Origin of the sequence: Citrobacter freundii complex sp. CFNIH2 (assembly GCF_002880615.1) — a bacterium.
GTDB classification, from domain to species: Bacteria; Pseudomonadota; Gammaproteobacteria; order Enterobacterales; family Enterobacteriaceae; genus Citrobacter_A; species Citrobacter_A amalonaticus_F.
Window position 1 is genome coordinate 693,562 of record NZ_CP025757.1, and the last position, 13,430, is coordinate 706,991.

At 56.6% G+C, this 13,430-nt stretch carries 16 protein-coding genes; 4 read left to right on the forward strand and 12 right to left on the reverse strand.

The genetic code is table 11. The features are described 5' to 3' along the window. Positions 1–150 precede the first annotated feature (150 nt). The 4 genes from dacD (at position 151) to WM46_RS03420 (ending at position 3,599) form a co-directional block, all read left to right on the forward strand. On the forward strand, positions 151–1,323 hold the full coding sequence (dacD, locus tag WM46_RS03405; RefSeq protein ID WP_102601442.1) for a serine-type D-Ala-D-Ala carboxypeptidase DacD: 1,173 nt from the start codon (positions 151–153) through the stop codon (positions 1,321–1,323). Positions 1,324–1,444: 121 nt separating this feature from the next. Beyond that, positions 1,445–1,918 carry a DNA gyrase inhibitor SbmC gene (gene sbmC, locus WM46_RS03410; protein WP_102601443.1) on the forward strand — a complete coding sequence of 158 codons (474 nt, stop codon included), beginning with the start codon at positions 1,445–1,447 and terminating at the stop codon, positions 1,916–1,918. A gap of 126 nt (positions 1,919–2,044) precedes the next feature. Next, positions 2,045–3,103 (forward strand): FUSC family protein, encoded by a 1,059-nt coding sequence (locus tag WM46_RS03415; protein ID WP_102601444.1) that lies wholly within the window; start codon positions 2,045–2,047, stop codon positions 3,101–3,103. Between the two features lie 160 nt (positions 3,104–3,263). Beyond that, a complete protein-coding gene (locus WM46_RS03420; RefSeq protein WP_042318175.1) occupies positions 3,264–3,599 on the forward strand; it encodes a DUF496 family protein in 336 nt (111 codons plus the stop codon). A gap of 35 nt (positions 3,600–3,634) precedes the next feature. On the opposite strand, the gene WM46_RS03425 is transcribed toward WM46_RS03420, so the two are convergent. The 12 genes from WM46_RS03425 to WM46_RS03480 form a co-directional block, all read right to left on the reverse strand. Continuing rightward, entirely contained in the window at positions 3,635–4,501 is an 867-nt protein-coding gene (locus tag WM46_RS03425) for an L-threonine kinase (protein ID WP_061074614.1), read from the reverse strand. A 91-nt stretch (positions 4,502–4,592) separates the two neighbouring features. Next, on the reverse strand, positions 4,593–5,807 hold the full coding sequence (locus tag WM46_RS03430; RefSeq protein WP_102601445.1) for an acetate/propionate family kinase: 1,215 nt from the start codon (positions 5,805–5,807) through the stop codon (positions 4,593–4,595). After that, a complete protein-coding gene (gene pduV, locus WM46_RS03435; RefSeq protein ID WP_102601446.1) occupies positions 5,792–6,244 on the reverse strand; it encodes a EutP/PduV family microcompartment system protein in 453 nt (150 codons plus the stop codon). The genes WM46_RS03430 and pduV overlap by 16 nt, the downstream gene beginning before the upstream one ends. A 4-nt stretch (positions 6,245–6,248) precedes the next feature. Next, positions 6,249–6,599, reverse strand: a complete 351-nt coding sequence (gene pduU, locus WM46_RS03440; RefSeq protein ID WP_042318179.1) for a propanediol utilization microcompartment protein PduU — start codon at positions 6,597–6,599, stop codon at positions 6,249–6,251. Then, positions 6,599–7,153: a propanediol utilization microcompartment protein PduT gene (gene pduT / locus WM46_RS03445; protein ID WP_043000226.1), complete on the reverse strand. Its 555-nt coding sequence runs from the start codon at positions 7,151–7,153 to the stop codon at positions 6,599–6,601. The genes pduU and pduT overlap by 1 nt, the downstream gene beginning before the upstream one ends. 2 nt (positions 7,154–7,155) lie before the next feature. Continuing rightward, the gene (locus tag WM46_RS03450; protein WP_102601447.1) at positions 7,156–8,511 is read right to left on the reverse strand and encodes a 4Fe-4S dicluster domain-containing protein; all 1,356 of its coding nucleotides are present in this window, start codon (positions 8,509–8,511) and stop codon (positions 7,156–7,158) included. Beyond that, a complete protein-coding gene (locus WM46_RS03455) occupies positions 8,508–9,620 on the reverse strand; it encodes a 1-propanol dehydrogenase PduQ (RefSeq protein ID WP_102601448.1) in 1,113 nt (370 codons plus the stop codon). Before WM46_RS03455 ends, WM46_RS03450 begins: the two co-directional genes overlap by 4 nt. A gap of 10 nt (positions 9,621–9,630) precedes the next feature. Further along, positions 9,631–11,016 (reverse strand): CoA-acylating propionaldehyde dehydrogenase PduP, encoded by a 1,386-nt coding sequence (gene pduP, locus WM46_RS03460; RefSeq protein WP_102601449.1) that lies wholly within the window; start codon positions 11,014–11,016, stop codon positions 9,631–9,633. Continuing rightward, positions 11,013–12,020 (reverse strand): two-domain cob(I)yrinic acid a,c-diamide adenosyltransferase PduO, encoded by a 1,008-nt coding sequence (gene pduO / locus WM46_RS03465; protein ID WP_102601450.1) that lies wholly within the window; start codon positions 12,018–12,020, stop codon positions 11,013–11,015. Before pduO ends, pduP begins: the two co-directional genes overlap by 4 nt. Before the next feature lie 9 nt (positions 12,021–12,029). Next, entirely contained in the window at positions 12,030–12,305 is a 276-nt protein-coding gene (pduN, locus tag WM46_RS03470; RefSeq protein WP_061074607.1) for a propanediol utilization microcompartment protein PduN, read from the reverse strand. A gap of 3 nt (positions 12,306–12,308) precedes the next feature. Then, positions 12,309–12,800, reverse strand: coding sequence for a microcompartment protein PduM (gene pduM / locus WM46_RS03475; RefSeq protein ID WP_102601451.1), 492 nt, complete (start codon positions 12,798–12,800; stop codon positions 12,309–12,311). Then, a complete protein-coding gene (locus tag WM46_RS03480; RefSeq protein ID WP_061074605.1) occupies positions 12,797–13,429 on the reverse strand; it encodes a phosphate propanoyltransferase in 633 nt (210 codons plus the stop codon). Before WM46_RS03480 ends, pduM begins: the two co-directional genes overlap by 4 nt. Between the last annotated feature and the right edge of the window lies 1 nt (position 13,430).

The window sequence follows — 13,430 nt, forward strand, 5'->3', positions numbered from 1 at the left end:
CGAAGGACTAAAGAAACTCGCCATCAGGAACGCGCGCTGATCTTCTAAAGAGAGAAAACCATGCGATAAGTCACATTTTCTTGCAATTAATCCCTGTTTGTTTTGCCAAATTTCCGTAAAAAGGACGGCTCTTTTCGAACGTCTGAGGACATGCTGTTGAAACCCCGTCTGTTTATTACCGCTTCTTTACTCGCGATGCATCTCTCTTCTGCACTTGCTGCCGGTACGGCTGACTTTGCGCCACCGCCTCCGGGCATTGAAGCCGGTTCATGGGTGCTTATGGATTACACCACGGGGCAAATTCTCACTGCGGGTAATGAGCATCAACAGCGCAATCCTGCCAGTCTGACCAAGCTGATGACCGGTTACGTGGTTGACCGCGCCATTGACAGTCAGCGTATTACGCCGGACGACATCGTCACGGTGGGACGCGACGCGTGGGCGAAGGACAATCCGGTCTTCGTCGGCTCCTCGCTGATGTTCCTCAAAGAAGGTGACCGGGTATCCGTGCGCGATTTAAGCCGTGGGCTGATTGTCGATTCCGGTAACGACGCCTGCGTGGCGCTGGCTGACTATATCGCCGGAGGACAGCCGCAGTTTGTCGCGATGATGAATAATTACGTCAAGAAGCTCAATTTGCGGGATACCCATTTTGAGACGGTTCACGGACTGGATGCCCTAGGTCAGCACAGTTCAGCTTACGATCTGGCGGTGTTGTCCCGGGCAATTATTCATGGTGAGCCTGAGTTCTATCATATGTACAGTGAGAAAAGCCTCACCTGGAACGGCATTACTCAACAGAACCGTAACGGGCTGCTGTGGGATAAAACCATGAACGTTGATGGACTGAAAACCGGGCACACCTCAGGGGCCGGCTTCAACCTGATTGCATCTGCGGTGGACGGTCAGCGCCGACTGATCGCCGTGGTGATGGGGGCAAATAGCCCAAAAGGGCGTGAGGAGCAGGCACGTAAACTACTGCTCTGGGGACAACAACATTTCGACACGGTGCAGATCCTGCGCAGCGGTAAGCAGGTCGGAACGGAGCGCATCTGGTACGGCGATAAAGAGAATATCGCGCTAGGCACCGAACACGATTTCTGGATGGCGCTGCCGAAGGCGGAAATCCCGAACATCAAAGCGAAATACATCCTGGATAAGAAGGAACTGGAAGCGCCGCTTGCCGCACATCAACGGGTCGGGGAAATTGAACTCTACGACCGCGACAAACTGGTCGCCCACTGGCCTCTGGTCACGCTGGAAGCCGTCGGTAAGGGGGGCGTCTTCTCCCGTCTGAGCGATTATTTCCATCACAAAGTCTGAATCGTACTGACAGAGACTGGCAGGAGTTCGGCTACGCTCACATAATAACCACAAAGTGCTTGTGACGGCGGTTTAGTCTTCGTTATGCTGTATATAAATACAGTGTAACGATGGAGGCAACATGAACTACGAGATCAGAAACGCTGATAAGCGCACCGTTGCAGGTTTCCACCTGGTGGGACCGTGGGAGCAAACGGTGAAACAAGGCTTTGACCAGTTGATGATGTGGGTGGATGGCAAGCAGGTTGTGGCGCAGGAGTGGATCGCCGTTTATTTCGACAATCCGGATGAAGTACCCGCCGAAAAACTGCGCTGTAGTACGGTTGTTTCCGTGCCTGCTGATTTTGTCATACCGGAAAACAGCGAGGGCGTAACGCTCAGCGAAATCGAAGGCGGTCAATATGCGACGGCGGTTGCGCGTGTCGACAATAACGATTTTGCGACGCCGTGGTATCAGTTCTTCAATAGCCTGATGCAGGACAAGGCGTATGAAATGGCGTGTAAACCCTGCTTTGAAGTCTATCTGAATAACGGTTGCGAAGACGGTTACTGGGATATCGAGATGTATATCGCGGTACAACCTGCCACGAAGTAAGCCTAAAACCAGGCGGACCGGCGCTGAGCGACTACGCTTAGCGAGATGTCCTGTCCGCCGCGGTGATCTTCTGCGCGTAAAAACAGGTACAATCTGTTTTTTATTCTTGCCTGACGGAGTGCATGAGTGCGTGCCGACAAGTCACTGAGTCCCTTTGAAATCCGCCTGTATCGCCATTACCGCATTGTGCATGGTATTCGCATCGCGCTGGCCTTCATCCTGACCTTTTTGCTTGTTCGTTTGTTTAACATTCCGGAAGGCACATGGCCCTTGATTACGCTGGTGGTGATCATGGGGCCGATCTCGTTCTGGGGAAACGTGGTTCCCCGGGCCTGGGAGCGGATTGGCGGTACGATCCTCGGATCGGTGCTGGGGCTGGTGGCGCTGCGCCTTGAACTGTTCTCATTGCCGCTGATGCTGCTCTGGTGTGCGGCGGCGATGTTCCTGTGCGGATGGCTCGCGTTAGGGAAAAAACCGTATCAGGCGCTCTTAATTGGCATCACGCTCGCTGTCGTCGTGGGTGCGCCCGCTGGCGATATGGAGACCGCGCTCTGGCGCGGCGGCGATGTCATTCTGGGGGCGCTCCTCGCCATGCTGTTTACCGGGATCTGGCCGCAGCGCGCCTTCATTCACTGGCGTATTCAACTGGCGCACTGCGTGACGGCCTATAACCGGGTGTATCAGGCCGCGCTGTCGCCCAATCTGTTAGAACGTCCCCGTCTGGACAAGCATCTGCAACAGCTACTGAGTGACGTGGTAAAAATGCGCGGACTTATTACGCCGGCGAGCAAAGAGACGCGCATCCAGAAATCTATTTTTGAAGCCATTCAGACCGTCAACCGTAATCTGGTCTGCATGCTCGAATTGCAGATCAATGCCCTGTGGGCGACCCGTGAAAGCCATTTCGTCATGCTCAATGCCCATACGCTGCGCGAAACGCAGCACATGACTCAGCAGGCGCTGTTGACGATTGCCCATGCCTTGTTTGAAGGTAATCCGCAGCCGATTCTCGCCAACAGCGAAAAACTGAACGAGACCGTCAACGAATTGCGCATGCTGATCCGTCAGCATGATGAACAAAATGTGGCCGAAACGCCGATTCATGGCTATGTCTGGCTAAGCCTGGAAACCGCCCGTCAACTGGAGCTGCTGTCGCATCTTATCTGCCGCGCACTGCGCAAATAAAAAGCAGGTAAGGGGAATGCTGCCGCGGCTGCTTCGATTCAGCAAGGAATAAGGGTATGATGGAAACCAGAATGAAGCCATTGTCATTTGTGGCTGCGAAACGTAATGTTAGCCCTATCGTTTAAACGAATCCGACTCTCACATTATCAGGGGTGTAAAAATGGAAACTACCAAGCCATCTTTCCAGGACGTGCTGGAATTTGTCCGTCTGTTCCGTCGTAAAAACAAACTGCAGCGTGAAATCCAGGACGTTGAGAAAAAGATCCGTGACAACCAGAAACGTGTTCTGCTGCTGGACAACCTGAGCGATTACATCAAGCCGGGGATGAGTGTTGAAGCTATTCAGGGCATCATCGCCAGCATGAAAAGCGACTATGAAGATCGCGTTGATGACTACATCATCAAAAATGCTGAAATCTCCAAAGAACGTCGCGACATCTCCAAAAAGCTGAAAGCGATGGGCGAAATGAAAAACGGCGACGCGAAAGCGGAGTAACGTTTTGCCAGCAGTGAGGATCCGTCAGGCGATCCTCACTGTCGTTTCACGCCACCGCTGACCATCCGCAATAAATGCTGTTCCGGCCAGTGTTCGGTCAGTCTATTCCTTGCCAGTAACCACTTAACGTAATCGACATCGTGTCGCTGCCTGTCGAGCATCAGTCCGACGACGCTGCCGCTGTGCGCCACGTTCACGCCGTATAAATCACACTCTTCAACCAGCGACAATAGCGCATCGAAATCCGGTTTTGGCAACAGCATCTGGCTGGCGATGGCGCTCAGCGTCGCCGCTTCTCCCATACGATAAGGATTCTGCTCCGCACAGGCTTCCTGCACTTTTTCCCATGCCCGCTTCAGCGCCGGTGCGCCAGCATGTAAACCAGCCTGCCGCGGAATGCGGTGATAATCTGCAGTACGTAAAGTTTGCGGACTCTCCAGCACGAGGAGATCCAGCGCCGGTTGTGCATCGCAGGGGATTTGCGTCGATGCGTCGTTGTGGTCAAACAGCGTCAGTTGCTGAAAAACGGTGCTGTCCGTTGGCTCCAGCGAGACGCAAAGTTGCGCGAGGGTGGACTCATCCAGTTGATGACCGAGATGTTGTGCGGTGGCGACGGCGGTTGCGGCGATATCCGCCGTACTGCTGGCCATGCCTTTGGCAATCGGAATGGTTGAATGGATCGAAACACGGATATCCTGACTCAGGTGCGCAGGGTAGTCCCAGTGTTCAAGAAGTCGGTTGACCATCGCCCGTGAAAGAGGGCGCTCATCCGCCAGAGGGGAGCCGGTGCTGACCTCGACGGTGCTGTACCAGTCAACCGGGCAGGAGACCAGTTTCTCGCTGCCCATAATCCAGCCCTGAATAAGTTCGCCGCACGACGCGGGGCACTGCGCAACAGCCACGTTATCACCTTTCTGCTCTGCAATCCTCGGCGCATAGTGTCATGGTGATTGCGCTATTACCATGATTTGCCGCAATTTGCGCGGCGCGAACTCAGGCCGACACGGCGAAACTTTCTGATTCTGCGAGAGCAATCCGCATCACGTCCTGGGCTATCATCAGCTCTTCGTTGGTGTTGATGACCGCCACTTTGACAATGGCGTTTTCCGCCTGAATAAAGGTCGCATTCCGCTGATTCTTCTCTTCGTCTACGATCAGACCCAGGAAGTGCAGATTCTGGCAGATTGCCGTTCTGGCGCGCGCTGAGTTTTCCCCGATACCTCCGGTAAACACCAGCGCATCCAGGCCCCCCATCTGCATGACATAGCCGCCAATCGTGGCGCGAATACGTTCCGCAAACAATGACAGGGCGAGCGCGGCGCGGGGATTTCCGCCGTCAGCAGCCTGCTCAACGTCACGATAATCATGCGAGACGCCTGAAACGCCAAGCAGACCGGATTCATTGTTCAACAGGTGGTTGAGTTGCTGTGGGGTCTTGCCTTCACGCTGCGCAACCCATGGCAAGATGGACGGGTCGATATCCCCGCTGCGGGTACCCATCATCACGCCAGACTGCGGGGTGAAGCCCATTGATGTATTCACCGACTTGCCGCCTTTAATCGCGCAAATACTGCTGCCATTGCCCAGATGACAACACACGACGCGCAGCGCGCTGAGCGGGACGCCAAGTTTTTCGGCGAGCGTCGCGCTGACGTACTTATGGCTGGTCCCGTGAAAACCATAGCGACGGATACCAAACTCTGCGTAGTACCGCCACGGAAGCGGATAGATATAGGCTGGCTCTTCCAGCGTTTGATGAAACGCGGTATCAAACACGGCAACCGAAGGCACGTCGGGCAGCAACTGGCGAAACACGTTGATGCCGAGCAAGTTAACCGGGTTGTGCAAGGGCGCCAGTTCGGCAAGGCGTTCAATTTCCGCCAGTGATTCATCGGTCACGCGCGCAGAATCTTTAAATGATTCCCCGCCATGTGCCACACGATGGCCAACTCCCTCGATGTCCTGCAGGCTGGTGATAATGCCGTGGCTAATCAGCATTTCGAGAAGTAAGGTCACCGCCTCGCGATGGTCGGCAACCGGCGTGGTCTGCTGCCATTTTTGATCCTGCGCTTTCAGGGTGATCCGGGCATCCGGCAGGCCGATACGTTCAATCAGCCCCTGACACAGCAAATCACCCTGCGGCATGTCCAGTAACTGAAATTTAAGGGACGAGCTGCCCGCGTTGATCGCCATTATTTTGTGAGACATGAAGATTCCTTTTGGTTCAGAAAGGCAAACAGTTCATCGAGTCCGGAATGGTTGACGGCGCTGGTCACGAACACACGTTGTGCGCCAGCTTGTTCCAGCCAACCAGTGACCTGCGCAATTTTCTGCGGGTCCGCTAAATCAGATTTGGTCACAATGCCGAACGCCGGTCTGTTCATTGGTGCGGTAAAACCGGGGGAAAAAGGCGACCACTGCGCATCGCTATTGAGCACGAGCGCAATGACATCCGCCTCGCAGGCACTCGCCAGCAGTGCGCTGTAAAGACAGCGGTTTTCCAGATATTCGCCGGGCGTGTCGATGGTTTCGGCAGACCAGACAATCGCCTGCGTTTTCTGATACTCAAGAGCCTCGCCGCGCAGACATTGCGTCAGCGAGGTCTTACCGCACTGGCTGGGGCCAATTAACATCATGCGCTGCATCACGCTATGTCCGCGTGATGGAACAGGTTGTAAAGCGCATCATTTCGCCGAGCGTGCGCGTGACCTGTTTCAGGGCGTATTCCACCGCCGAAACGTCGCCGGTTAACACCACCGCACCGGTGAAGCGGTCAAGAAAGCCGATCTCGACCGCACCGGATTTCGTCGCGATGTCGCAGGCAATAATGGACGCTTCACTTGGTGTGATGGTGAGAATGCCAATCGCTGAGACGCTGTCCTGTAATCCCAGTTTCTTGAACAGGTCTTTGCCGGGGTTTGCAATCAGATGCGCCAGCGTGACCTGTTTGCCCGGTACGTACTCCTGGATCATGCGATCCGTGGTCGGTTGTCTTTCCATCATCCCTCCACCATCTGACGCCACATCGCTTCGTGCGGGCGTGGGATCACCGAACGATAAACCAGCAGGCCTTTTTCGCCCGCGCTCTCACTGGCAACCGCGACCGCGTTGTTGACGTCGGAGACATCACCCGCGACCACCATGTAGCATTTGCCTCCGATACCGAACGCCATATGAACGCGCACAAGCGTAACGTTGGACGCCTTTACCGCCCGGTCAGCCGCGCTGATACAGGCCGCTACGCTCCAGGTTTCAACAATCCCCACCGCCTGACGTTTGTCCACGCTGTTCAGTCCGCTGATCGCGGGAAGTACGCTGGCATGAATATTGGGCAATACCAGACTGTCGACCAGCATCTCGCCAGCAAGCGCATTTCCGGTCTCGATCGCCTGTTGTACTGCGCCGACGTCGCCGCCCAGCATGAGCAAAAATTTACCCGGACAAATAGTTTTGCTGACCAGCAGATCCACATTGGCGCTTTTCAGCATCGCATCGCCTGCTTCCATCCCTTTGGCAATGCTGGTGAGTTCTAAAATACCTATGGCCTGAGACATGGTTAACCTCTTACAACGATGATGGCCTGATCTGTTATCTCACAGACAATGCCGTCAATACTGGCGTGAACAGGCGCGCCGAGCGCACCTTGCGGAATTTCAGCAACGCACTGACCATGCGCGACGCGATCGCCTTTCTGAACGCAGGGCACCGCGCTGGCGCCGATGTGCTGGCGCAGCAGCAGCGTCGTTCTTTCAACAACGGGCTCACTGTCGACTAACGGCGCTTCCCGATACCACGGTGTCAGCCCCAGTTTGGCGATGAGTCGTTTTACCGGCACCAGACGGTATTTCGCCATCTCATCCGCCGGGTTGAGCGGACCCTCGTAGCGCTGATTCTGTGCGCGTAGCTCGCGCTTCAGCATGCGGTTAATCCGCATGGGCGAAATGCCTACCGGGCAGGCCACACTTTCACAGACATTACATTCAGAACAGGTGAGGGCGCTGAGCAGCAGCTGCGGCGTGGCGGCCTGATGGAAATTGACCGCGCGCACCAGCAGATGCGGAGAGAGTTCGTGACCGATGAGATGCCTCGGGCAGAGATCGGTGCACAGGCGACACTGTTCGCAGACCGTTCTCGCTACCGACAGCACAGTGCGCTCATCCTGCATACGTCGCTGAATCAGCGGATGTGTTTTCGGCAAAACCAGCAGTCCGCCGGTGGTTTTTGTGACCGGCGCATCCAGCGACGTCACCAGGCTTCCCATCATCGGTCCGCCGTTGATAAAGCCGGGATCGTCGATGGTCGCGCCGCCAGCCATCTCCAGCACGTCGCGTAAGGACATACCGATGGGGACGGTCACGGTCTGCGGACGCGCAACGGCGCCGTTGATAGTGAGCGTGCGGCGCGTCACGGGATATTGCTGTTCAACCGCCCGGGCGATATTCAGTACGGTTTGTACGTTGTTGACCACCACGCCCACGCTGACCGGCAGCGCAGCGGGGGGAACGCGGCGACCCGTCGCCATCCAGATGGTCAGCACTTCATCGCCCGCCGGATAGACGTCGGGCAGAATGTGCAGTCTGATAGCCGGGGGTAAAAGCGGCGTCAGGGCAGCCATCGCCGGCTGGTACTTTTCTTTCAGCGCGATAATCCCTTCGCGGGCGCCGGTGGCCTTCATGGCATACTGTACGCCGCGAACCAGGCGTGCCGCCTGCTGTGCCATGAGTTGTTGATCGACTTTCAGCATCGGCTCGCATTCGGCGGCATTGACGAGGAAAATTTCCACCTGAGCCTGGAGTTTGACATACGTCGGAAAGCCAGCGCCGCCAGCCCCCACAATGCCTGCCGCACGAACGCGTTCAACGAGAGTCGGCGCATCCAGTGCGCCAGGTTCATCATTCAGGGCGGTATTCATAACAATTCCTCAAGCAGTTCCTGAATGGCCCCGACATCCGCCGCTCTGGGGTTGGTTTTCAGCGTCACGTCCGCCAGCGCGGCCCGGACCATTGCCGGAATGCGCACTGACCAGTCCTGTTTCTGTTCTTTAAGCGCAACGGCGAGGGTTGGGATAGCACACGCTTTTTTCAGTTGCTCGATGTGCTGCACCAGCGCGTTCACGCTCGCCGTTTCATTGGCGCTGTCAGCACATAAATGACAGGCCTTAGCGAACCGGGCGTAACGTTTGGCCGCCCGTGGATCGTGCGCGTTGAAGCGGATCACCGACGCCAGCAGCAGGGCATTCGCCAGACCGTGTGGCAGATGGAACTGGCCGCCTAACTGGTGGGCGATGGCGTGGTTCAGCCCCAGCCCAGCCTGGCTGAATGCCATTCCTGCCAGCGTAGAGGCGTTGTGCATTTTGCCGCGCGTAGCGAGGCAGTCGCCTTTACGAACCGCGACAGGCAGATACTGAAAGACGATCTGAGCGGCTTTTTCCGCGAGTGCGTCGGTAAAGTCACTGGCGCGCGTGGACACGTAGGCTTCCAGCGCGTGCGTCAGAACATCCATTCCGGTATTGGCGGTAATGGCGGGGGGAACGCTGACGACCAGCATCGGATCAAGGATCGCCATGTCCGGGTAGAGCGCGTTGTTGAACAGCGGATATTTAATGCCTTTCTCTGGATCGCTTATCACGCAGGCGCTGGTCACTTCCGATCCGGTTCCGCTGGTGGTCGGGATCGCCACGCAGGTTTCAATATCAATATCAAATTGACGACTGAACCAGACAATGGCTTTCGCGGCATCCAGCGCGGAGCCGCCGCCGAAACCAATTACCACGTCGGGGCGCAGGGACTGCATTTGTGCAATTCCCTGAACGACGGTTCCGATAGTTGGGTCGGGCGTGATCTCACTGAAGACGCTGATCCGGTTATCTGCCGGTATCGCCTCGCGCAGCGTATCAATCAGCGGTGAACGGGCGAGAAAACCATCGCAGATTATCCAGATGTGCTTGTTCGTAAAACGGCCAAGCACCTTCAGGCTTCCAGGACCGCTGTACAAACGGGTTTGCAGTGAAAAAGTATTCATCACAACCTCATTAGCGGATTGAGAAACCGTTAGTCAGCACACAGCGACGGGAGCGGGCAAATGTGCGTGCCGACGTTGTCCCTTCACCGGTCGGCGTGGCGATGGTGAAGGTGGTAAACCCTTCGCCGCCGACGCCAATCCCCGCATAGGAGGGGCCGTTTTTAACAAAAATGGAGGTCTGCAGAGTTCGCGCCGCAAGGTTAAGACGAGAGACATTCTGCGAATGCATGATGGCGGTGTGGTGTAATCCTTCTTCCACTTTCAGCGCCAGCGACAACGCGGCGTCAAAATCTTTCACCTTCACCACTGGCAGCATCGGCATTAACTGCTCGCTGGTTACCCAACTGTCGTCTGCGTTGACGACGCCAATCAGCAGGCGCGGTGCTTTTGCCGGCAGCGGAATACCGGCGGCTTCAAGCATGGCGCAAGGACTCTTACCGACCAGTTTTTTATTGGCTACCCCCTCTGGCAGGCAGGCCGCACGCAGCTTCTCGGTATCGGCCTCGCTTAACAATAGCGCGCCGAAATTTTGCATTTGTTGGATCAACGGTTGTGCAACCGACTCCACCACAATCAGGCTTTTCTCCGCGATGCAGGGCAGGTTGTAGTCGAATGATGCGCCGTTGATGATATCTTCCGCCGCTTTCACCAGATCGGCCGTCTCATCGACGATGCAAGGAGGATTCCCCGCGCCTGCGCCAATCACTTTCTTCCCGCTCTTCATACCCATCGCCACAATGCCCGGGCCGCCGGTAATCGCCAGAACGGCAATTTTCGGGTGCGCCATCATTTGCTGGGTGGCTTCAAACGTGGGTTCGGCAACAGTCACCACCAGATTGCGAATGCCGCAGCTGCGAAACGCGATATCTTCAATCATGGCGATAAGCTTCAGTGACACGGCTTTGGCACCCGGATGCGGGCTGAAATAGACGCTGTTGCCCGCCGCCAGCATGCTGATGCTGTTGTTAATAATGGTTTCTGTCGGGTTAGTGCTGGGAGCGACGGAACCAATCACGCCAAACGGTGAATACTCAAACAACACCATGCCTCCGTCGCCGGTGAGCGCGGTGGTGGTCAGGTCTTCAATGCCCGGCGTGTTGTCCAGCGCCGCTTTGTTTTTAAGGAATTTGTCCTCTTTGTTACCCATTCCGGTTTCCGCAGCGCTCTCTGCCGCCAGCGCAGCCAGCTGTGGCGCCAGCTCTTCCCGGATAGCGCTAATAATGGCGCTGCGCGTTTTCAGTGGTGATTGCTGATAACGCAAGAACGCCTGGTGGGCAGCATCGACAGCTTCGCCAACAGACTGAAAGATTCCATTCCCTTTGATTTCAGTTTTTGCGGGAGTCAGTTGCTCGCTCAAAATAGTGCGGATGAGGGTTTCCAGTTCGGTCGTATTCATTGATGTGTTCTCACGTTTATTGCCGCAATGGCAGCCTGTGCAATGTCCATGTCCTGTTCAACGCTTCCACCGCTGATACCAAGACCCCCAATAAGCAATCCATCACGCCATAGCGCGTAGCCGCCGCCAAAGGTGACGACTTTTCCCTGCATATGACTTTCCAGCCCGTACAGCGGCGCGCCGGGCTGAACTACCGACGCGAGTTCGTGTGTCGCGGTTTTCATCGCCACCGCGGTCCAGGCTTTTTTCGGCGCCAGTTCACTGCTGACCAGCAGGGCATCCGGCATCCGCCAGGTGACGGCTTCGGTACCGTTGGCATCAACAATGCTGACGACCACCGGAACGTTTAAGGCTTGTGCCCGCTCGACGGCGGCACGGGTTAACTGGTGGAGATCGCCAAAAGAGAGCGACATCGCAGATTCCTTTTTGACAGGGGCGTGATCGGCAGCCAGATAGCGCTTCGTCACTTCCCGGATAATCGTGTCCTGATGGGCGTCGTGATCTTCCGCGCGCGCCAGTGCATACAAGCAGTCTGACAGGCGATTGATATAGCGCATCAGTACATGCCTGACAGTGACCTCGGCAGCGAGTTCCACCAGACGGCGTTCGGCCCGGCGCGCCAGCGTGCGGGCAAAATGCAGGCGGCTTGCGGCTTCGCAGCGGCCAGGCAAAATGAAACTGTGCAAGGGGGCAACGCGTCCCATCGCGGTGTCGATAGCCGCTTCCAGCGCGGCAATTTCCTCAGAGCTGATATAGCGCTGGTCCGCAGACGGTTGCTCGCTTTCGCTGGCAAGCTCAGCGCTGAACCAGAAAATTTGTAGCTGAATAGCCTCCAGCAGCGCGCGATGCTGTGCGCTACGGGTGGCGCAGACGCACAGGCTCAGCGCGGCGTTAAGCTCATCGAGTGTGCCATACGCTTCCACGCGGGGGTGTGTTTTACTGACGCGCTGTCCGGTAAAGAGCGCGGTTGTGCCTGCGTCGCCTGTGCGGGTATAAATCGCCATAACTCCCCCTTAGCGAGAAAGCGTGTCGACAATGCCGACAACGGCCAGATCGATGGCCTCATTCGGCCCGGAAAAAACATGTCTGGCGCTGGAGCCGCTACTCAGGAGCACCAGTTCGCCAACGCCTGCGCCGACGGAGTCAACGGCGACTTCATCGCCCGCCGTCGGACTTGCCGGCAATTCACCGTCGGCACTCACCCGGCGTACCAGCAGAAGTTTTTTTCCGACCAACGAGGGCGATTTTTGCGTGGATACCACCGCGCCTGTAACACGTGCCAGATGCATGGTTCACTCCTGCTTCATCAATTGGATGTGGCGCGTGCTCGCGGTCTCGCGAGCCAGCGCGGTAACAACACATTTGCGATGCAGCACCAGCAACCCTGCAGGTAACGGGGCAACATCGGCATAACTTAACAGTCGGGTAGGATGCAGCATGATTGGCTGCCCCTGTTCGTCGCAGAGAATCAGTGGTAGTCGGGCCAGTTTTTTTACCGGCACGGCGGGCAGTAACCGACGTTGCAGCGAGAGTTGCACCCGCAGGCCAAATGCCAGCGCCTCATGGATCGTGACGGCGGCGGCATGCGACGAATCGTTGTCGGCGATCTGCTCCAGCAGGGGCAGATCGACCTGTAAAATATGCACAGAGGCATACTGAGAAAACAGGGCGCGGGACGGTGTTTCCCGCAGTTGCGCGACGCTCAGCGTGACGGTGCTTTGCGCACGACGTTGCAGGCGGGAGACCACCTCCTCGACGATTCGCTGCAACAGCTCGCCGTTCATCGTGCGGTCACCAGTGTGACGAAAGCATTGGGATCATCTGCCCCGGCGGCATTGGCCTCGTCGGTATCAATATGCATCTCCAGACGCATGTCGGGGGAAACGCGAACCGCAACGTTGTCGAAGATCAGCCGACGATCGGTGCCCTCAATGGCGACACTGACGCTATCGCCGTGAGCAACGCGCAGGATCAGCGCATCCAGAGGCGACATGTGAATGTGGCGCTGGGCGACGATCACCCCGGAGGGGAGTTCGAGTTCACCAAAGGGGCTCACGAGGCGAATACCCGGCGTACCTTTGAGATTTCCGGACATCCGCAACGGCGCGGCAATACCCAGCGTTCTGGCATCCGTGCGCGAAATCTCCACCTGGCTGGTGCTACGCAGCGGCCCCAGCAGGCGGACATTTTTCAGTTGACCTTTTGGCCCCACTAACGTGACGGTTTGCTCAGCCGCATACTGTCCCGGTTGCAGGAGCCCTTTTTTCTCACTAATCGGATGTCCCGGAAACAGACGGGCATAATCCTCAGCGCTAAGGTGGATATGACGGTTGGAAACGCCCAGTGGAATGGGGCGATCCCGTAATTCATTCAGCACTTTGCTGACCGTCGTTTCCAGAAGTTGCTTATCCATT